Here is a 17,139-nt window from a genome sequence, read left to right as displayed (position 1 = left end):
AGGGGTAGCTGCGGCGCAGCAATCCGGACATTGGACAATTTGTCCAATGTTGCAGTGCGAAATGTTGGGTCACACAGGGGCGGATTGCCTGGCGCCCCGCCGGGCGGTCGGCTTTGGTTTTCAGGACGTTAAGGGCGCACGAATGGCGACGGCACAGACCCCCGCAATGGCGGATATCCACTCGGGCGAGCACGGCCACGACCAGGCCAGTCCCGGCGAGATCGCCATCGGCGTCATCATCGGCCGCACCTCGGAATTCTTCGACTTCTTCGTCTACGCGATCGCCTCGGTGATCGTATTCCCGCGCCTGGTGTTCCCGTTCACGAGCGAGCTGACCGGCACCCTCTATTCCTTCATGATCTTCGCGCTGGCCTTCGTGGCCCGGCCGATCGGAACCGTCATTTTCATGACGGTCGACCGCGAATACGGCAAAACGGCCAAGCTGGTCTCGGCGCTGTTTCTGCTCGGCACCGCCACGGTCGCGCTCGCGTTCCTGCCCGGCTATCACGACATCGGCGTTGCCGCGATCTGGCTGCTGGCGCTGGCGCGGATCGCGCAGGGTCTGGCCTGGGGCGGCGCCTGGGACGGCATGGCTTCGCTGCTGGCCCTGAACGCGCCACCGTCCAAGCGCGGCTGGTATGCGATGGTTCCGCAGCTCGGCGCGCCGCTCGGGTTGATCGTGGCGAGCGCGCTGTTCGCCTATTTCGCCGGTAACCTCTCGGCCGACGACTTCTTCGACTGGGGCTGGCGCTATCCGTTCTTCGTCGCCTTCGCCATCAACGTCGTGGCGCTGTTCGCGCGCCTGCGCATGGTGACGACGGAAGAATATTCTTCGTTGTTCGAGACCCGCGAACTGCAGCCCGCGCGTATCTCCGAGACCGTCGCGCGCGAAGGCCAGAACATCATGCTCGGTGCATTCGCGCCGCTGGCGAGCTTCGCGCTGTTCCACATGGTCACGGTGTTTCCGCTGTCCTGGGTGTTCCTGTTCACCCGCGAAAGCCCGGTGCGCTTCCTGATCATCGAGATCGTCGCCGCCGTGTTCGGCGTCGCGGCGATCGTGGCCTCCGGCATCATCGCCGACCGCGTCGGCCGCAAATCGCTGCTGATGGGATCGGCCATTGCGATCGCGATCTACAGCGGTTTTGCTCCGCAGCTGCTCGATGCCGGCGCGTTCGGTGAGACCATCTACATGGTGATCGGTTTCATCCTGCTGGGTCTCTCCTTCGGCCAGTCCTCGGGCGCGATCGCCTCGAACTTCCGGCAGGCGTACCGCTACACGGCTTCCGCGCTGACCTCGGATATGGCCTGGTTGTTCGGTGCCGGCTTCGCGCCGTTGGTGGCGCTGCTGCTCGCCACCAATCTCGGCGTCATCGCGTCGGGTGCGTATCTGCTGTCAGGCGCGTTCTGGACCCTGCTCGCACTCTGGCTCAGCGGCCAGCGCGAGGCGGGCGACATGGACGCGGGCGCTTAATCAGCGCGGAGCTGGTAGGGTGGGCAAAGGCGCGTAGCGCCGTGCCCACCATCTCTCAACGATTGCGTTAGGGAATGGTGGGCACGCTTCGCTTTGCCCACCCTACGGCAGCATCAATCCGCTACGACCTTCACGCGATCCCGTACCTTCACCTGCGCGGTGCGATCGAGCCCATTGAGCACGCGGAAGCGTTCGGCGGGATGATCGACACCGGCCATGCGGTGGGAGAGCGATTCCACGGTGTCGCCGGGCTGCACGGTGATGACCTTGATGCGCAGCGGGCGCGCGGCCTGGATCTCGTCGAGCGTCAGGCGGCGGAATGAATTGACGGTCTCGCGCGCGTTGCGCTCGCTCTCGGTCGATTTCTGCCGTGTCGCGAAGATGAAGCGATAGACGTCGCTGCCGAAGCGCAACGCATAGACCTTGAACTGCCACTGATCGCCCTTGGCGGTGGCGGACGCGGCCGGAAAGCCGTTGATGGTGATGTCTTCGATGGAGGCCTTCTCGACGCCCTCCATCCAGCCGGAATTCAGGTAATCGCCGAGCGACTGCTCGGCCGGCACCCTCACGACGTCGAAGCGCATCGCCTGCGAGCCGCCGTCGCGCACGCCGATCACCGCCTGCGCGGTGTTGTCGAGCGTGAAATTGTCCGGCGCCTGGAAGGTGAAGCCGAGTTTCGGGTGCAGGAAACGCCGGCCGCGCACAAAACCTTCGCTGGGATCTTCGCCATAGACGAGGTTGTCGATCGCGGCGAGGTAGGTCTCGCGGTCGCGCTCGGCGCCCTCGGGCGCCGCATATTGCCGCGCGATGGTCTGCGCATTCTGCACGCGCTCGGGGGTGGCCGGATGCGACGAGGTGAAATCCTGCGCGCGTGGATCGAGCGAGGTCTTGCCGACCTTGAGCTCGGCATTGCGCTCCATCGCCGAGAGGAAGCGGGCGGCACCATAGGGATCGAAATGTGCCTTGGCGGAAAGGCCGACGCCGATGCCGTCGGCCTCGAACTCCTGGTTGCGCGAAAAGCTCGCCATGGTGAGCTTGGTCTTGGCCAGCGCAAGCGCGGTGAGATCTGGATCGTTGCTCATGTCGGTGACGACGCGGGTGACGATCGCGGCCTGGCGCGCCTGGTCCTCGCGCATCGCGGCGTGCTTGGACAGCACATGCGCCATCTCGTGGCTGAGCACGGAGGACAATTCCGAAGTATCGCTCGCAAGCGCAAGAAGTCCGCGGGTGACATAGAGCTGGCCGTTCGGCAGCGCGAACGCGTTCACGGCGCCGGAATTGAGAATGGTGACCTTATAGCCCTGGTCGGGGCGGTCGGACGCCGCGACGAGCCGGTCGACGGTCTTGCTGACCAGCGATTCGAGCCTGGGGTCGTCGTAGGTGCCGCCGTAGCTCGCCAGGATGCGCTCGTGCTCTTTTTCGGTGGCGGGGGTCTGCGCGACGGCCGGTTTCGGCTTGGGCATCGCCACGGTCGGCGGGGCCGCCGCGGTCTGGAACCGGTTCATGTCGCCGCAACCGGCAAGGGCTGAGCCCAGCACGAGGCACAGCGCGGCCGGCGCAGCCCGCAGGCGGCGGCGTTCACTCGATACGTGCCGTTCTAGCACCCCATTCACGTCGCTCAACCCGTGCCTGGCCCTTTATTAGGGCCTTACCCCTGTCGGCTCGTTTGCGCCCAGCAACTCGATCTGTCCCGCAAGGCGCACATCGATGCGCGGCCCTGTATTCCCCTCGACCCAGCCCCGGACGCGAATGCGTCGATTTTCCAGGGACTTAAGAGTAATCCCGGCGTTTTCGAACGCGGGTTGCGTGCGCTTTGAAATAGTCACGGCAAAGCCGCGTGTCCAGTTCCATCCGAAGTTGAGGTAGGTCATTGTCCCAGCTTGCCGGACCGACAGGACTTTGCCCTCGACCACCATAAAGCGCCCGATCCCCGCCAAAATATCGTCCGGACTTTCCGCGTTTTTTATGGCCGACGGGTCAGCCCAGTTGCCCTTTTTTTGGCGCCGTGCCTCGGTCTCCGCCGCCATCAGGGCTGCCGCGCAGTCCTTGTCCGCGATCTCGGCGGAGACGAGGGCGTCGCCCTGGGCGAGCAGCACGGCCTGCACGGAGATGCCGCTGTCGCCGGCAAATATGAACGCGGCTTGGCGGCCGTAGCGGTCGGGCGTGTCGTCCGCGCTCCGCAGACTCACGTCGCGGCCGACGAGCAGCGAGGTCAGTGCCTGCTTCGTCGTCGCGGTCGGCTCGATTCCGGTGAGGCGGACTTCGCGGCCGTCATCGAGACGCACGCTGCGGGCATCGACCATCGCCGCGACGCGGCCTTCGCCCTGAGTCTCGAATTGGCACGGCGCGGCGAACGCAGTGTGAGCCGCGGCGAGAAGAAATGCGACGATGAGGTGAAGCCGTTGCGTCACATGACCCGGAGAGGTTGCGTTGCGCTTTAGCTTTAACCCAAACGCGGCGAATGACGAAGGGGGCAGTCGACGTGTGACACTTCGCTTCTGCCTCACACTCCGTCATTGCGAGCGCAGCGAAGCAATCCAGCGTCTTTACACGGCGACAGTCTGGATTGCTTCGCTGCGCTCGCAATGACGCGTGGAAGGAGGTGCGGTTCAATTTTCATTCCGCTTTGCGGAAAACATGCGCGGCAATCGTGCTGCCGCATCATCCCTCGCGCTTGCTGTGCTTTCGCGCATGCGGCATGATTGCGGCAACAGCTTCAACCAAGAGCAATAACCAAGCCGCCATCAGAGTACGGCGCGATAAGGGAGGTCTTTTTCGATGAAGCATATTTTGTCGGGCATTTTTGCCGCAGCGTTTGCGCTGAGTGCGAGCGCCGCCGCGCAGGCCCAGGACAAGCCGCCGCTGAAGATCGGCGGCATCCTCGACATGTCGAGCCTGTATGCCGACATCACCGGCCCCGGCAGCGAGACCGCGGCCAAGATGGCCGTCGAAGATTTTGGCGGCGAGGTGCTGGGACGCAAGATCCAGGTGCTCGCAGCCGACCATCTCAACAAGGCTGACCTGTCCGCCAACATCGCCCGCGACATGCTCGACAACCAGGGCGTCGAGATGATCTACGATGTCGCGGCCTCGGCCACTGCGCTTGCCGCCGGCGAGATCGCGAAGCGCGCAACAAGATCATCATGTTCAACGGCCCGGGCTCGATCCGTCTCACCAACGAGGCCTGCGGTCCCTACACCATTCACTACGTGTTCGACACTTACGGCCAGGCCAACGTGACCGGTCTTGCCGCCGTGAAGTCCGGCCTCGACAGCTGGTTCTTCCTCACCGCCGACTACGCCTTCGGCCAGGACCTGGAGAAGGACACCAGCGCCGTCGTCACCAAGACCGGCGGCAAGGTGCTCGGCGCCGTGCGCCATCCGCTCAACACCTCGGATTTTTCGTCGTTCCTGCTCCAGGCTCAAGCGTCCAAAGCCAAGGTGATTGGCCTTGCCAACGCCGGCGGCGATACCGTCAACGCCATCAAGCAGGCGGCCGAATTCGGCATCACCAAGGGCGGCCAGAAAGTCTCGCCGCTGCTCGCCTTTGTCACCGACATCGACTCGATCGGACTGGAGACCGCGCAGGGCCTGCTGCTGGCGGAAGCCTTCTACTGGGACCTCAACGATGACACGCGCGCATTTTCGAAGCGATTCACCGAACGCATGAAGCGGCCGCCGACCTCGGCGCAGGCCGGCGTCTATTCGTCCGTCACGCACTATTTGAAGGCCGTGAAGGCCGCGGGCACGACCGACTCGGCCGCGGTCATCAAGGTGATGAAGGAGACACCGATCAACGACTTCTTCGCCAAGAACGGCAAGATCCGCGAGGACGGCCGCATGATCCACGACATGTACCTGTTCGAGGTCAAGAAGCCGTCGGAATCCAAGGGCCGCTGGGACGACTACAAGCTGCTCGCCACCGTGCCCGGCAACGAGGCGTTCCAGTCGCTGGAGCAGTCGCGCTGCCCGCTGGTGAAGAAATAAGCCTCGTCATTGCGAGGAACGAAGTGACGAAGCAATCCAAATCGTCTCCGCCGAAGCATTCCTGGATTGCTTCGCTTCGCTCGCAATGACGAGTGTGGCGATCGACAGAGCAAAATAACAAGGGAGGCGTCCCATGAACGACATGGTCCTGCAAAAGCTCGAAGGCGGACTGCTCACCATCACGATGAATCGTCCCGAGCGGAAGAACGCGCTCAATCCCGACATGGTCGCGGGGCTGGTCGAGGCCGCGCGGCGCGCGGCTGACGATCCCGAGGTGCGCGCGGTGTTGTTCAAAGGCGCAGGCGGCTCGTTCTGCGTCGGCGGCGACGTCAAGTCGATGGCGGCAGGCCGTGCGCCGCTGCCGTTCGAAGTGAAAATGGCGAACCTGCGCCGCGGCATGGAAGTATCGCGCATCCTGCACCAGATGCCGAAGCCCGTGGTGGCGCAGCTCGACGGCGCTGCAGCCGGCGCCGGCCTTTCGATGGCGCTGTCCTGCGACCTGCGCATCGCGAGCGAATCCTGCAAGATCACGACCGCCTTCGCCAAGGTCGGCTTCTCCGGCGATTATGGCGGCACCTATTTCCTGACGCAGCTGCTCGGCAGCGCGCGGGCGCGCGAGCTCTATCTGATGTCGCCGGTGCTCACCGCGAAGGAGGCGCATGCGATCGGGATGGTGACGAAGGTGGTGCCCGACGCCGAGATCGACACAGCCGCGCACGAGCTCGCGCTGTCGCTGGCGCAGGGCCCATCGATCGCGCTCGGCTTCATCAAGCGCAACATCAACAACGCCGAGCATCTGGCGCTGGAAGATTGCTTCGACGGCGAGGCGATCCATCACACCCGTTGCAGCGACACCGAGGACCACAAGGAAGCCGCCAAGGCCTTTGTCGAAAAGCGCAAGCCGACCTTCAGGGGCGCATGACGATGGCGCCCTATATGCGGCTCCGGCAGATCTGCCTCGTCGCGCCGCAGCTCGCGCCTGTGGTCGCCGACATCGCCGGGATCATGGGCCTCGACGTCTGCTACCGCGATGGCAATGTTGCCAAATACGGCCTGGAGAACGCGCTGCTTCCGGTCGACACGATCTTGCTGGAGGTGGTCGCGCCGTTCAAGGGCGGCACCACCGCCGGCCGCTTCATCGAGAAGACCGGCGGCCGCGGCGGCTATATGGCGATCTTCTGCTGCAACGATCCGGATGAACGCGGCCGCAACGCCAATGCGATGGGCGTGCGCACCGCCAACGTGATCGACCACGCGCCCTATCACGGCGTGCAGCTCCACCCGCGCGACTGCCGCGCCGCCTTCATCGAGTTCAACCATACAAAAGGCAGCGACGATATTCTGGGGCCGTATCCGCCCGCGGGGCCGGATTGGCAAAAGTTCATCCGCAAGGATGTGACGCTGGCGCTGACGGGCGTTGAGATGCAGAGCCCGGATCCGCGGGGGCTCGCAGAACATTGGGGGAAGATCATCGGGGTCGCGCCTTGTGGCGATGCCGAATTGAAACTGCCCAATGCCGCCTTCCGTTTCGTGAGGGGCGCGAGCGAGATCATGAGCGCGCTGGAGTTTCAGGTGGCGGATGTCGCGAGCGTGCTGCATGCCGCGAAGGCAAAGGGGCTCGCGGTGGCGGGCAATGAGTTTTTGCTCGGCGGGGTGACGTTCCGCGTAAGCTGAAAGCCGGCCCGTGCTTCCTTCTCCCACAACAAGGGGAGAAGGAAGAAAGAGACTACCTTCCCCTAAAATTCGCCGCGCGGCGCTCTTCGGTGGCCTTGACGCCTTCCTTGAAGTCTTCCGTCGCCCGCAAGCGCGTCTGCTCGCCGAGTTCGTGGTTGGTCGCGGCCATCACGCGGTCGGCGAGGTTGGCGCGCATCGTGGCGCGGGTGGAGAGGAGGCCGAGCGGGGAGCATTCGGCGATCTCGGCGGCGAGCTTCATCGCGCCTGCCTTCACCTGGTCCTGCGGCACCAGCTCGTTGGCGAGGCCCCACTTGACGGCCTCTTCGCCGGTGACGCGGCGGCTGGTGTAGAACATCAGCTCGGCGTTGTTCTTGCCGATCAGCTCGGGCAGCGTCACGGTCAGGCCGAAGCCGGGATGGAAACCGAGCCGGGTGAAGTTCGCGGAGAAGCGCGCTTCCGGGCAGGTGACGCGGAAGTCGGCCGACACTGCGAGACCAAGTCCGCCGCCAATGGCTGCGCCCTGCACCGCGGCGACGATCGGCTTCTTGGCGCGGAAGATGCGCACGGCCTGGATGTAGAGATGGTTGATCGGGCCGAGGTTGTCGGCCGGGTCGCCCTTCTTCTCGGCCTCGCGCGCTTCCTGCGCTTGCCGCGCCGGATCGCCAAAATTGGCGCCGGCACAGAATGCCTTGCCTTGCGCCGACAGCACGGATGCGCGGATCTCGATGTCGCGATCGAACTCGTCGAGCGCATCCGCGATCTGGTTGATCAGCGAGATGTCGAAGAAGTTCAGCGGCGGGCGGCGGATCTCGATGGTGCCGACGTGGCCAATTTTCTCGACGCCGATATCTTTGTAGGTGCTCATGATGTCCTCGAAAGTTTAGCGGAGCCCAAGTCCGCGCGCGATGATGCCGCGCAGCACCTCGGTGGTGCCGCCCTGGATGGTGAGTTTCGGTGCGGTCTTGATGGCGAAGTCGAGTTGCCGCTCCAGCGTCTCGCGGTTGGTCGCGGTCTCCTCGACGAAGGCGGCGAGATCGCGCACGCGGTGCGGAAGCTGCTGCTCCCAGACCGTGCCGATGTCCTTGACGATGGACGCCTCCACGACCGGCTCCTTGCCGGCCTGCAGCATGCCCGCAACCGAGACCGACATGCGCCGCATGGTGTGGAGCTGCGCCACGAGCCGGCCGATGCCCTCGGCGCTGCGCGTGTCCGGGTTGGGGCCGACCGCGCGCACCAGCTCTGTCAGCACGTAATAGGTCTCCAGAAAACGCTCGGGGCCGGAACGCTCATAGGCGAGCTCGCTCGTCGCCTGCTTCCAGGCGCCGTCGACTTCGCCGAGCACGTGATCATCGGGCACGAAGAAGTCGGTGAAGACGACCTCGTTGAACTCGTACTGGCCGGTGATCTGGCCGATCGGGTTCACTCGGATACCCGGCTGCTTCATCTTGACCAGAAACTGCGTCAGGCCGTGACGGCGGTTTTCCTTGGTCGGCTGCGAGGTCCGGAAGATCGCGATCATGTAGTCGGCAATGTGCGCCGACGAGGTCCAGATCTTGGTGCCGTTGATGAGATAGCCGCCGTCGGTCTTGGTCGCGCGCGTCTTCGCCGCGAACAGATCGGAGCCGGAGTTCGGCTCGCTCATGCCGATGGCAAAGCAGATCTCGCCTCGGCAGATGCGCGGCAGGATATCCATCTTGATATGCTCGGGCGCGTATTTGATCAGCACCGGCCCGCTCTGGCGGTCAGCGACGAAGAAACGCCGCGTCGGCGCGTTGGCGACGCGCATTTCCTCGGTCACCACGTAGCGCTCGAGGAAGGAGCGCTCCTGGCCGCCATATTTTTTCGGCCAGGTCATGCCCAGCCAGCCCTTGGCGCCGACCCGGCGGGAAAATTCCGGCGCGTCGGTGTCTTCGCGGTTGGGCTTGTGCGGATCGAAGGTGCCGGCCGCGATTTCCTCGGCGAGGAAGGCGCGCACTTCCTTGCGCAATTGCTCGCACTTCTCGGGCAGGCGGATCGGATCGAAACGGAGGGCAGCGGTCATTGTTGTCTCGTCCCCTGATCAGCGCGAAGCCACGAGCGGCCACAATTCGTCGGCGCCGCGGTTTGCGACCAGCTTGCCGAGCTCGACGGCCCAGTGACTCTCCGAGCCGAAATCGTCGCGCCAGGCCAGCGCCCGTAGCGAAAAGCGGTGCAGGATGTGCTCGCTGGTGAAGCCGATGGCGCCGTGCACCTGATGCGCGATGGCGCCGCCTTTCTCCGCGGCTTCCGCGCAGCGGATCTTTGCCGAGGCGGCTTCGAGATAGACCTCGTCGTCGAATGACTTTGCGTTCGCGATGGCGTCGGCCGCGGATGTTGCGGCCGCAAGCGCGGCAGCGGATTCGCCGGCGAGACGGGCGAGATTGTGCTGCACGGCCTGAAACTTCGAGATCTTCTTCTCGAATGCGACGCGCTCGTTGGAATAGCGCACGGAGATGTCGAGCATCGCTTCCAGCGCGCCCGCGATCTGAAGGCTGCGCGCGACGCCGCCCATCAGCATGAGCGTGGTCTGGTCGAAGCCCTTCGCGGGCTTGACGGCGACGGGCTGGACCTTGTCGAGCGTCACGGTATCGCTGTGGTCGTAGCCGAGGTTGAGTCCGGAGTCGATCCGGCCCCTGCTCGCTTCGACCAAGGCAATCGAGATCCCATCCTTGCCGTGCGCCAGCACCGCAAAGTGCTTCGCCGCCTTGGCAAAGGGCACGCCGCGGGCGCGGCCCGAGAGCGCGCCGTCGGCATCGAGCGTGATGCGATCCTTCGGCGAGGCCGGCAGCACCGTCATCTCGCCTTCCGGTGAAGCGATTTTCGCCTGCGCAAGCAACCAGCCCGCCAGCATGGTCTCGGCCAGGGGAACCGCGACCGCGAAGCGGCCGGCGGCGTTCAGCAGCGCAAAACCGTCGGCAAGGCTGGCGCCGGAGCCGCCGAGATCGTCGGGCACCCAGGACAGAGGCAAGCCGGCTTCGCTCAGCGCCTGCCACAGCGGCGCCTGCCACGAACCCTTCTTGTCGTTGTTGATGGTCTGCGGATCGGCGAGATCGGCGAAGATTTTCTCCGCGGTCTCGACGACGATATTGTCACTCTCCGCCACAGCGTTCCCCGTGTTTTGCCATTGGCGCGTTCCGTCCAGTCGGTGCGGCGCGCGGTCTCTTCTTGCGCCCGATGATCCGAAAAAGCCATGGCCCTGACAAGCGTTGATCGCAGGCCCATCTGCGGCTCCGGCATGGGCGCAAGAGCTGCTATGGACTAATTCCGCTTAGCGGAGTTTGCTCGATTTGCAGGGCGCGGCAAACTCGCTAAATAGGGCCAGCTGCTTAAGGCTTGCATTCAATCAAGGGGAAGGAAATCCGGATGGCAAAAGACAGTCTGTGCGCAATCGTGACGGGGTCCGCATCCGGACTTGGTGCTGCGACCGCGGAAATTCTCGCGCGGAGCGGGGCGCGGCTCGTCATCAACTATTCCTCGAGCCAGAAGGAAGCCGAGGCCACCGCCGAACTCTGCCGCAAGGCGGGCTCTCCGGAAGTTCTGGTCGCGCAGGGCGACGTCTCGCGCGACGAGGATTGCCGCAAGATCGTCGCGGCAGCCAGCGGCTGGGGCCGGCTCGACGTGCTCGTCAACAATGCCGGCATCACCAAGCATGTCGCGCATGCCGATCTCGATGGATTGTCGGCTGAAGATTTCCAGCGCTTGTACGGCGTCAACACCATCGGCCCGTTCCAGATGGTGCGCGCGGCGCGCAGCCTGCTCGAGGCCGGCGCGAAGGCTTCGGAGCGGCCGTCCGCCGTGGTCAACGTGTCCTCGGTTGCCGGCATCAGCGGCGTCGGCTCGTCGATCGCCTATGCTGCGAGCAAGGGCGCGCTCAACACGATGACGTTGTCGCTGTCACGTGCACTGGCGCCGCTGATCCGCGTCAACACGGTGTGCCCCGGCTATATCGACACGCCCTGGTTCACCAAGGGCCGCGGCGAGGCCGGCGCCAAGCAGGTGCGCGACAGCGTGGTGGCGAAGGTGCCGCTCAAGGTCGCATCATCCGCCAATGACATCGCGCAGCTGGTCTGCTTCCTGGCAACGCCGGCGTCGAGCAACATGACCGGCGAAGTCGTGCGCATGGATGCGGGGATGCATTTGATAACTTAATTCGCCATTGCGAGCGAAGCGAAGCAATCCAGAGAGCGTCCGCGCGGACAATCTGGATTGCTTCGTCGCAAGGGCTCCTCGCAATGACGGAGTGCGAGGGCGGCGTCGTGCCCGACGTCCCGCACCGCTATCCTTTTATCACGCCGCTCGCGACCAGCCGGTGCCAAATGAAGAGCACCACCACCGCCCCGATCGTGGCCATGATGAAGCCGGCGCCCTGGTCGGGGCTATAGTGCCCGATCGCCTGGCCGACGAAGGTGGCGAGAAACGCACCCGCAATGCCCAGGATGGTGGTGAGGATGAAGCCGCTCGGGTTGTTCGGTCCCGGCGCCAGCCAGCGCGCGATGAGGCCGGCGATGAAGCCGACGACGATGATCCACAACAGGCCGCCCATGCTCATGTCAGTGCTCCCCTTCCCGAGAATGCGTCGATCAAAGTTCGATTAAAGTCTGCCCGAGAGTTCGTTCTCGGTCGGCAGCCGTCCGTCCGGCGTCAGGTGGTCGATCACCTTTGGCAGATACTGGCTGAGACCGGAGAGCAGTTCCTCGCGCGACAGGCCGCTCTGGGAGGACAGGCTTTCGATCTGGTCGGCGCCGAGCGCATTGGCGAGATCGCCGGGCGCGATCGCCTTGTTCTCGCCCTTGCCGACCCAGGTGCTCGCGGTCTCGCCATGGCCGCCCTGCTGGAGCTGGTTGAGGAGATCGCCGAGACCGCCGCTCAGCACGGTGCCGGCGGCGCCGCCCGCGAGCAGGCCGCCGAGGCCGCCCTTGAGCAGATCGCTGAGGCCGCCGCTACCACCGGGGCCGCCGGGAACAGCGCTACTGCCCGTATTGACAGGCGTTGGAGGCGGCAGCGGCGAGCGCTGCTGCGATGCTGGCGCTGCTTCGGGCTGGCCTGCCGTCAGATGCTTGAAGGCCTTCCAGGCAATCAGGCCGAGCAGCGCCATGGTCATCGGCGACATGCCGCCGGAGGAATTCTCGGAGCTGGGCGTGCTCGGGCCGCGGGGGCCGTTCTGCATGCCGTTGAGGACGTCGAGTAGACCCATGGTGCTCTCCTTTGGCGTTCTCGTCGGCGAGTTCTCGCCGGTGACAGCCCCCGGGGCAAAAACATATGAGGCTCTCATGACGGTTACAAGGCGAATGCACCGCAACCAATGGGCAGCCGGCGTTGCCTCTGCTATCGAGGGCGCGTCATTCAAGGGAGCAAGGTCAGGTGGTTGCGGATCGACCGATCGTGGTGGCCGGCGCGGGCGCCATCGGCTGTTTCGTCGGAGGCCAACTGGCGGCCGGAGGGCGCCGCGTCGCGCTGCTGGTGCGGCCGCGGGTCAAAACCGAGATCGAGCGGTTCGGCCTGCGGCTGACCGATTTCGACGGCTCCGAGCAGAAGCTCGGCGCGGGCCAGCTCGCGCTGTCGGAGGATCCCGCGATCTTCCACAGCGCCGGCATCGTGCTGGTCACGGTGAAGAGCGCCGACACCGCCGATGTCGCGGACCAGATTGCCCGGCACGCGCCGCAGGACGCCGTCATCGTCTCCCTGCAGAACGGCGTCGGCAATGTCGCGGTTCTGCGCGAGCGGCTCGGCGGCCGGCGCGTGCTCGCCGGCATGGTGCCGTTCAACGTGATCGCGATGGGCGAGGGACGCTTCCACCGCTCGACGTCCGGCGACATCCATGTCGGCGAGGATGAGGCGAATACGGCCGCCTCGCTGTCGGTGCCCGGCCTCGCCATGCGCGCAAGCCGTGACATCACCGGCGTGCAATGGGGCAAGCTGATCATCAATTTGAACAATGCGCTCAGCGCGTTGTCCGACATGCCGCTCGCCGCGCAACTGGCGAACCGTGACTGGCGAAAACTGTTCGCCGACCAGATGGCCGAAGGCGTGGCTGCGATGAAGGCCGCCGGCATCGCGCCGGTCTCGGCGACGCCGATCCCGCTGAGGTGGACGCCGACCCTGCTGAGACTGCCCGATGTGATCTTCAATGCGATCCTGGGGCGCACGATGAAGATCGATCCCGAGGCGCGCTCCTCGATGTGGCAGGACCTGAAGCAGGGCCGCAAGACCGAGATCGACTATCTCCAGGGCGCAGTCATCGCACTCGCCGAGCAGAACAATGTCGACGTGCCGCTGATGCGCCGCATTGTTGCGCTGATCAAGCAGGCGGAGGCGGCAGGCAATGGTCCGCCGCGGCTGACGCCGCAGCAGATCCGCGGAGCGGCCTGAGTGCTAAGGAGGAACGCGATGAGGCGTTGTTTGGCGATCGGTCTCGCGCTGGCCGCGCTCTGCGGCGCATCGACGCTCACGCACGCCAGGCCGCCGACGGTGATGAACTCTCCCGGCTATGACGCGCGATTGCAGGAGAGTCGCAAGGCGTTGAGTGCTTCGCCGACGACAACGGCGCCGGGGAGTCAATCGGTGCCCGCACCCAAGCGCGTCAAGAAGAAGCATCCGAACTGAGGATGGGGGCACGAATATCCATCCAACTCGTCATTGCGAGCGCAGCGAAGCAATCCGGAATCCCTCCGCGGAAAGACTCTGGATTGCTTCGCTACGCTCGCAATGACGGCTGAAGCCGCGACTCAGCCCTTCTTTGCCGGCTTGCTTGGCGCCGGGGTGAACAGCTTCTTCAGATCGCTCAAGCTTTCCGATAGCCGCGGCCATTCGCAGGAGAACGAGCCCTTGGTGCAGGGCGGGCCCTTCGGTCGCGGGCTGACGGACTGCTGCACCTTGGGCCGCTCGACCGGGACGGGCACGCGCTCGACCTCGGTTCGCAGCGCGACCTGCTGCTGCCGCGCTTGCTGTTCCTGCTGCTCGCGCTGCTCGCGTTGCTGGCGCGCGGCGACTTGGGCCGCTTCATTGCTGCGGCGCTGATTTGCCAGGTAGGCGGTGTAGGATTCGTCGATCCTCTTCTGCTCCTCCGGCGTCGGATTGGGACCTGCGATGTCGAAGGTGCGGTCCTGGAGGAAATCGTAATAGGAATATCCGCCGCCTGGCTTGCGGCGGCCGGCGAACTTGGCGTTGCAATCGGCAAGCGCAGCCGTCTTCTCGGTCTTGTTCGCCGCCTTCTCGGCGGCGTCGGCGCATTCCTCGAAATCGACGGGCGCGCGCTTCCACCATTGGGCATGGGCATGCAACGGCGTCAGCAGAAAAAATCCTGCTGCGGCAACGACAAGCGCCGCACGACGCGATGCAACTACGTCCGACATTCTACAGGAGCATTCCTTACAAAACTCAACCCGAACTGAGTCGGGTCCGATTTTTGCCCCTTTATCGCCGGCTTGTCACCCGTGGAACTCGGGAATTTCATGGCTGGAATGCTGACATTTTTTGCTTGACGTGGCGCGGGAGTCACAGCCGCGCAGCCCATGATCGGCTTAGACTTTTATTGGTTTGAATTCGAAGGGGAATATCCGTCATGAGAGCGTTGGCCCGTCTCGCCGCAATCACATTGGCGTTCATTTCCAGCCATGCGTTCGCAGCGGACGAGGAAGCGCCCAACCGCAGGCCGGTGAGGGCGATCGCCGACGCGCGGCTCTCGGTCAGCGGCCAGGGAATGCTGCCGCTCTATCTCTCCAGCGACTGGTCGCTGCCGCTGCCGGCGATCTCGCGTGCCATCATCGTGCTGCACGGACGCCTGCGCAATGCCGACGAATATTACATGTCGGCCCATACTGCGCAGGTTGCGGCGGGCGACGACGGCAAGAGCGCGCTGATGATCGTCCCGCAGTTTCTGGCGGAGATCGATATCGACGCGCACAAGCTGCCCGCGGATACGCTGCGCTGGTCGCTGGAGGGATGGGAGGGCGGCGACGCCGCGCTGGCGCCGAATCCGGTCTCGTCCTTCGATGCGCTCGATGCGATCCTCGCCAAACTCTCGGACCGGCGTATCTTCCCGAATCTGAAGCAGGTCGTCGTTGCCGGCCATTCCGGCGGTGGCCAGGTCGCGCAACGCTATGCCATCGCCGGCAAAGGCGAGGCGGCGCTGTCGCGCCAGCATATCGATGTCCGCTACGTCGTCGCCAATCCCTCCTCCTACGCTTATTTCAGCAACACGCGGCCCGTGCCGGCGATCGCCGCATCCTGCCCGGGCTACAACAATTGGAAATACGGCATGGACGGGCGTCCGCTCTATCTTGCGAACGCAACGCCGGCCGCGCTGGAGCAGCGCTATGTCGAGCGCGAGGTGATCTATCTGCTCGGCACGCTCGACACCAATCCGAAGCACTCCGCGCTGGACAAGAGCTGCATGGCCGAGGCGCAAGGTCCCACGCGCTACGCCCGCGGCCACGCTTATGCGGATGCGATGGCCAGGCGCGACCGCGGCACGCCCAATCACCGGGTCTGGGACGTCGCCGGCGTCGGCCATGACGGCGACAAGATGCTGACCTCGAAATGCGGCCTCGCGGCGCTGTTCGATATTCCGGGCTGCGAGGCCGAGCGCTGATGCCGATGCATTGAAGGCGGCACCTTGAAGGCCGATGCCTTGAAGCCAGATCCCTTGAAGGCAGATCCCTTGAAGCGTTGGCTCCGGCTGTTACACTTCGTCTCGCGACGTCCTCATCCTGGGACGACGCCAAGAAGAAGTGGAAACGCCTGATGCTGCTGCTCGTCAGCGCCCCGCCGCGCGATGATTCCGGAAAAGTTCGCCGCACCCTGTTGCGCGACGAGCGCGCGGCGTGGATGAAGGAAGGGCGCGCTTTCCGGATTTGGCCGGCGAAGGCGCGGGCGCACGCCGAATAAAAAGAATACAGAAGGACTGAGACATGACGATCACCATCGCAGCGAACAGCGTGCCGAAGCCGCCGGCCGAGATCATCGAGGGTTTTCGCGGCGCGCCGACCTCGGTCATTTCAGACAATCTCGCCCGGTTGCCGGGCGCGGTGGGGCTGAAACCCTATCATCGCGGCGGCAAGCTGGTGGGGACGGCCTTCACCGTGCGCACCCGTCCCGGCGACAATCTCGCCATCCACCGCGCACTTGAACTGGTCGGCCCCGGCGACGTCATCGTGGTCGACGGCGGTGGCGACGAGACCCGCGCGCTGGTCGGCGAGATCATGAAGAACATCGCGCAGTGGCGCAAAGCCGAAGGCTATGTCATCGACGGCGCGATCCGCGATGTCGCCGCCTTCGCCGCTGACGACTTTCCCTGCTACGCCCGCGCGGTGATCCATCGCGGCCCCTACAAGAACGGCCCCGGCGAGATCAACGTGCCCGTGACGATCGGCGGCAGCGTGATCTCGCCCGGCGACATCGTGGTCGGCGATGAGGACGGCGTGGTCTCGTTCCCCGTCGCCGGCGCCGCGGCGCTGCTGGAAGCCGTCCGCGCCCAGGTCGCGCGCGAGGAGGAGACCATGAAGGCGATCCGCGAGGGCCGCTACCAGGGGGCTTACGGCAAATCCTGATCAGAGAAAACGAAGGGAAAGTGACGTGAGCCAGAAGGACGAATTCCACAATATCGACGATGCCAGCGACGGGCTGCTTCGCGAGCTCGCGGCGGGGGTCACCACGCGCATCTTCTCCGGCGAGCAAGCGATGCTTTCGGTGGTGACGCTGGCCCCGCATGCGCAGGGCACGCTGCATCATCATCCCGAGGAGCAATGGGGCGTGCTGCTCGACGGCTCCGCCATCCGCGTCCAGGGTGATGAGGAAATTCCGGTGAAGAAGGGCGATTTTTGGCGCACGCCCGGCAACGTGCCGCACACGATGCGCGCCGGCCCCGATGGGGCCCGCGTGCTGGACATTTTCAGTCCACCACGGCCAGAATACAAAAAAGCGGGGTCGGGCTTCGGCACGACCTAGGCGCCAAAGAGCATAAGGCCGGGCGCAAAACCAAAGGGGAGGGGA

General features: G+C 64.9%; 18 protein-coding genes and 1 pseudogene. 11 read left to right on the top strand and 8 right to left on the bottom strand.

The annotated features are described in order from the left end of the window. Positions 1-142 precede the first annotated feature (142 nt). Positions 143-1,471: an MFS transporter gene (locus tag AC5ZFO_RS12155; protein ID WP_282520272.1), complete on the top strand. Its 1,329-nt coding sequence runs from the start codon at positions 143-145 to the stop codon at positions 1,469-1,471. A gap of 113 nt (positions 1,472-1,584) precedes the next feature. On the opposite strand, the gene AC5ZFO_RS12150 is transcribed toward AC5ZFO_RS12155, so the two are convergent. After that, positions 1,585-3,075: a M48 family metalloprotease gene (locus AC5ZFO_RS12150; RefSeq protein ID WP_496122109.1), complete on the bottom strand. Its 1,491-nt coding sequence runs from the start codon at positions 3,073-3,075 to the stop codon at positions 1,585-1,587. A 36-nt stretch (positions 3,076-3,111) separates the two neighbouring features. After that, the gene (locus AC5ZFO_RS12145) at positions 3,112-3,882 is read right to left on the bottom strand and encodes a thermonuclease family protein (protein WP_282520273.1); all 771 of its coding nucleotides are present in this window, start codon (positions 3,880-3,882) and stop codon (positions 3,112-3,114) included. Between the two features lie 367 nt (positions 3,883-4,249). Here AC5ZFO_RS12145 and AC5ZFO_RS12140 point away from each other — a divergent pair. The 3 genes and pseudogenes from AC5ZFO_RS12140 to AC5ZFO_RS12130 all read left to right on the top strand — a co-directional run bounded on the left by AC5ZFO_RS12140 (position 4,250) and on the right by AC5ZFO_RS12130 (position 7,131). Next, a pseudogene (locus tag AC5ZFO_RS12140) lies at positions 4,250-5,457 on the top strand (ABC transporter substrate-binding protein). 133 nt (positions 5,458-5,590) lie between these two features. Next, entirely contained in the window at positions 5,591-6,379 is a 789-nt protein-coding gene (locus AC5ZFO_RS12135; RefSeq protein ID WP_282520274.1) for an enoyl-CoA hydratase, read from the top strand. A 2-nt stretch (positions 6,380-6,381) separates the two neighbouring features. Beyond that, positions 6,382-7,131: a VOC family protein gene (locus tag AC5ZFO_RS12130; RefSeq protein ID WP_496122108.1), complete on the top strand. Its 750-nt coding sequence runs from the start codon at positions 6,382-6,384 to the stop codon at positions 7,129-7,131. A gap of 52 nt (positions 7,132-7,183) precedes the next feature. Here the strand turns inward: AC5ZFO_RS12130 and AC5ZFO_RS12125 are convergent, their stop codons facing one another. The 3 genes from AC5ZFO_RS12125 to AC5ZFO_RS12115 are packed head-to-tail and all read right to left on the bottom strand — an operon-like array spanning position 7,184 to position 10,252. Beyond that, positions 7,184-7,996, bottom strand: coding sequence for an enoyl-CoA hydratase/isomerase family protein (locus AC5ZFO_RS12125; RefSeq protein WP_282520276.1), 813 nt, complete (start codon positions 7,994-7,996; stop codon positions 7,184-7,186). A 15-nt stretch (positions 7,997-8,011) separates the two neighbouring features. Next, positions 8,012-9,172 (bottom strand): acyl-CoA dehydrogenase family protein, encoded by a 1,161-nt coding sequence (locus AC5ZFO_RS12120; RefSeq protein ID WP_007599295.1) that lies wholly within the window; start codon positions 9,170-9,172, stop codon positions 8,012-8,014. An 18-nt stretch (positions 9,173-9,190) separates the two neighbouring features. Next, entirely contained in the window at positions 9,191-10,252 is a 1,062-nt protein-coding gene (locus AC5ZFO_RS12115; RefSeq protein WP_282520277.1) for an acyl-CoA dehydrogenase family protein, read from the bottom strand. A gap of 260 nt (positions 10,253-10,512) precedes the next feature. Between AC5ZFO_RS12115 and AC5ZFO_RS12110 the strand changes: the two genes are divergently transcribed. Next, positions 10,513-11,298, top strand: a complete 786-nt coding sequence (locus tag AC5ZFO_RS12110; RefSeq protein WP_282520278.1) for an SDR family NAD(P)-dependent oxidoreductase — start codon at positions 10,513-10,515, stop codon at positions 11,296-11,298. Positions 11,299-11,425: 127 nt separating this feature from the next. Here AC5ZFO_RS12110 and AC5ZFO_RS12105 read toward each other — a convergent pair whose 3' ends face one another. Both AC5ZFO_RS12105 and AC5ZFO_RS12100 read right to left on the bottom strand, forming a co-directional pair. After that, complete coding sequence (locus AC5ZFO_RS12105) at positions 11,426-11,698, bottom strand: GlsB/YeaQ/YmgE family stress response membrane protein (RefSeq protein ID WP_083636342.1); 273 nt, start codon at positions 11,696-11,698, stop codon at positions 11,426-11,428. Between the two features lie 42 nt (positions 11,699-11,740). After that, positions 11,741-12,343: a YidB family protein gene (locus tag AC5ZFO_RS12100; protein ID WP_282520279.1), complete on the bottom strand. Its 603-nt coding sequence runs from the start codon at positions 12,341-12,343 to the stop codon at positions 11,741-11,743. A gap of 167 nt (positions 12,344-12,510) precedes the next feature. Here AC5ZFO_RS12100 and AC5ZFO_RS12095 point away from each other — a divergent pair, with 167 nt between their 5' ends. Both AC5ZFO_RS12095 and AC5ZFO_RS12090 read left to right on the top strand, forming a co-directional pair. Continuing rightward, the gene (locus AC5ZFO_RS12095; protein WP_282520280.1) at positions 12,511-13,518 is read left to right on the top strand and encodes a 2-dehydropantoate 2-reductase; all 1,008 of its coding nucleotides are present in this window, start codon (positions 12,511-12,513) and stop codon (positions 13,516-13,518) included. A gap of 18 nt (positions 13,519-13,536) precedes the next feature. Then, a complete protein-coding gene (locus AC5ZFO_RS12090; protein WP_282520281.1) occupies positions 13,537-13,752 on the top strand; it encodes a hypothetical protein in 216 nt (71 codons plus the stop codon). A gap of 122 nt (positions 13,753-13,874) precedes the next feature. Here AC5ZFO_RS12090 and AC5ZFO_RS12085 read toward each other — a convergent pair whose 3' ends face one another. Then, positions 13,875-14,501: a hypothetical protein gene (locus tag AC5ZFO_RS12085; protein ID WP_282520282.1), complete on the bottom strand. Its 627-nt coding sequence runs from the start codon at positions 14,499-14,501 to the stop codon at positions 13,875-13,877. Between the two features lie 209 nt (positions 14,502-14,710). On the opposite strand from AC5ZFO_RS12085, the gene AC5ZFO_RS12080 reads away from it, so the two are divergent. From AC5ZFO_RS12080 to AC5ZFO_RS12065, 4 genes are all read left to right on the top strand, one after another. Further along, the gene (locus tag AC5ZFO_RS12080; RefSeq protein ID WP_282520283.1) at positions 14,711-15,739 is read left to right on the top strand and encodes an alpha/beta hydrolase; all 1,029 of its coding nucleotides are present in this window, start codon (positions 14,711-14,713) and stop codon (positions 15,737-15,739) included. A 152-nt stretch (positions 15,740-15,891) separates the two neighbouring features. Then, the gene (locus AC5ZFO_RS12075) at positions 15,892-16,035 is read left to right on the top strand and encodes a hypothetical protein (RefSeq protein ID WP_282520530.1); all 144 of its coding nucleotides are present in this window, start codon (positions 15,892-15,894) and stop codon (positions 16,033-16,035) included. Positions 16,036-16,058: 23 nt separating this feature from the next. Continuing rightward, positions 16,059-16,697, top strand: a complete 639-nt coding sequence (locus tag AC5ZFO_RS12070; protein WP_282520284.1) for an RraA family protein — start codon at positions 16,059-16,061, stop codon at positions 16,695-16,697. 25 nt (positions 16,698-16,722) lie between these two features. Then, complete coding sequence (locus tag AC5ZFO_RS12065) at positions 16,723-17,094, top strand: dimethylsulfonioproprionate lyase family protein (protein ID WP_282520285.1); 372 nt, start codon at positions 16,723-16,725, stop codon at positions 17,092-17,094. Positions 17,095-17,139: the final 45 nt, after the last annotated feature.

It is taken from the genome of Bradyrhizobium sp. Unk1 (assembly GCF_059512345.1).
Note: the sequence above shows the minus strand (reverse complement) of the source record. Positions and strands in the feature narration are given on the sequence as shown.

Coding starts and splice junctions, on each gene's coding strand:
- AC5ZFO_RS12155 (WP_282520272.1), top strand. CDS start 143: ATGGCGACGGCACAGACCCCCGCAATGGCGGATATCCACTCGGGCGAG.
- AC5ZFO_RS12135 (WP_282520274.1), top strand. CDS start 5,591: ATGAACGACATGGTCCTGCAAAAGCTCGAAGGCGGACTGCTCACCATC.
- AC5ZFO_RS12130 (WP_496122108.1), top strand. CDS start 6,382: ATGGCGCCCTATATGCGGCTCCGGCAGATCTGCCTCGTCGCGCCGCAG.
- AC5ZFO_RS12125 (WP_282520276.1), bottom strand. CDS start 7,996: ATGAGCACCTACAAAGATATCGGCGTCGAGAAAATTGGCCACGTCGGC.
- AC5ZFO_RS12120 (WP_007599295.1), bottom strand. CDS start 9,172: ATGACCGCTGCCCTCCGTTTCGATCCGATCCGCCTGCCCGAGAAGTGC.
- AC5ZFO_RS12110 (WP_282520278.1), top strand. CDS start 10,513: ATGGCAAAAGACAGTCTGTGCGCAATCGTGACGGGGTCCGCATCCGGA.
- AC5ZFO_RS12105 (WP_083636342.1), bottom strand. CDS start 11,698: ATGAGCATGGGCGGCCTGTTGTGGATCATCGTCGTCGGCTTCATCGCC.
- AC5ZFO_RS12100 (WP_282520279.1), bottom strand. CDS start 12,343: ATGGGTCTACTCGACGTCCTCAACGGCATGCAGAACGGCCCCCGCGGC.
- AC5ZFO_RS12090 (WP_282520281.1), top strand. CDS start 13,537: ATGAGGCGTTGTTTGGCGATCGGTCTCGCGCTGGCCGCGCTCTGCGGC.
- AC5ZFO_RS12085 (WP_282520282.1), bottom strand. CDS start 14,501: ATGTCGGACGTAGTTGCATCGCGTCGTGCGGCGCTTGTCGTTGCCGCA.
- AC5ZFO_RS12080 (WP_282520283.1), top strand. CDS start 14,711: ATGAGAGCGTTGGCCCGTCTCGCCGCAATCACATTGGCGTTCATTTCC.
- AC5ZFO_RS12075 (WP_282520530.1), top strand. CDS start 15,892: ATGCTGCTGCTCGTCAGCGCCCCGCCGCGCGATGATTCCGGAAAAGTT.
- AC5ZFO_RS12070 (WP_282520284.1), top strand. CDS start 16,059: ATGACGATCACCATCGCAGCGAACAGCGTGCCGAAGCCGCCGGCCGAG.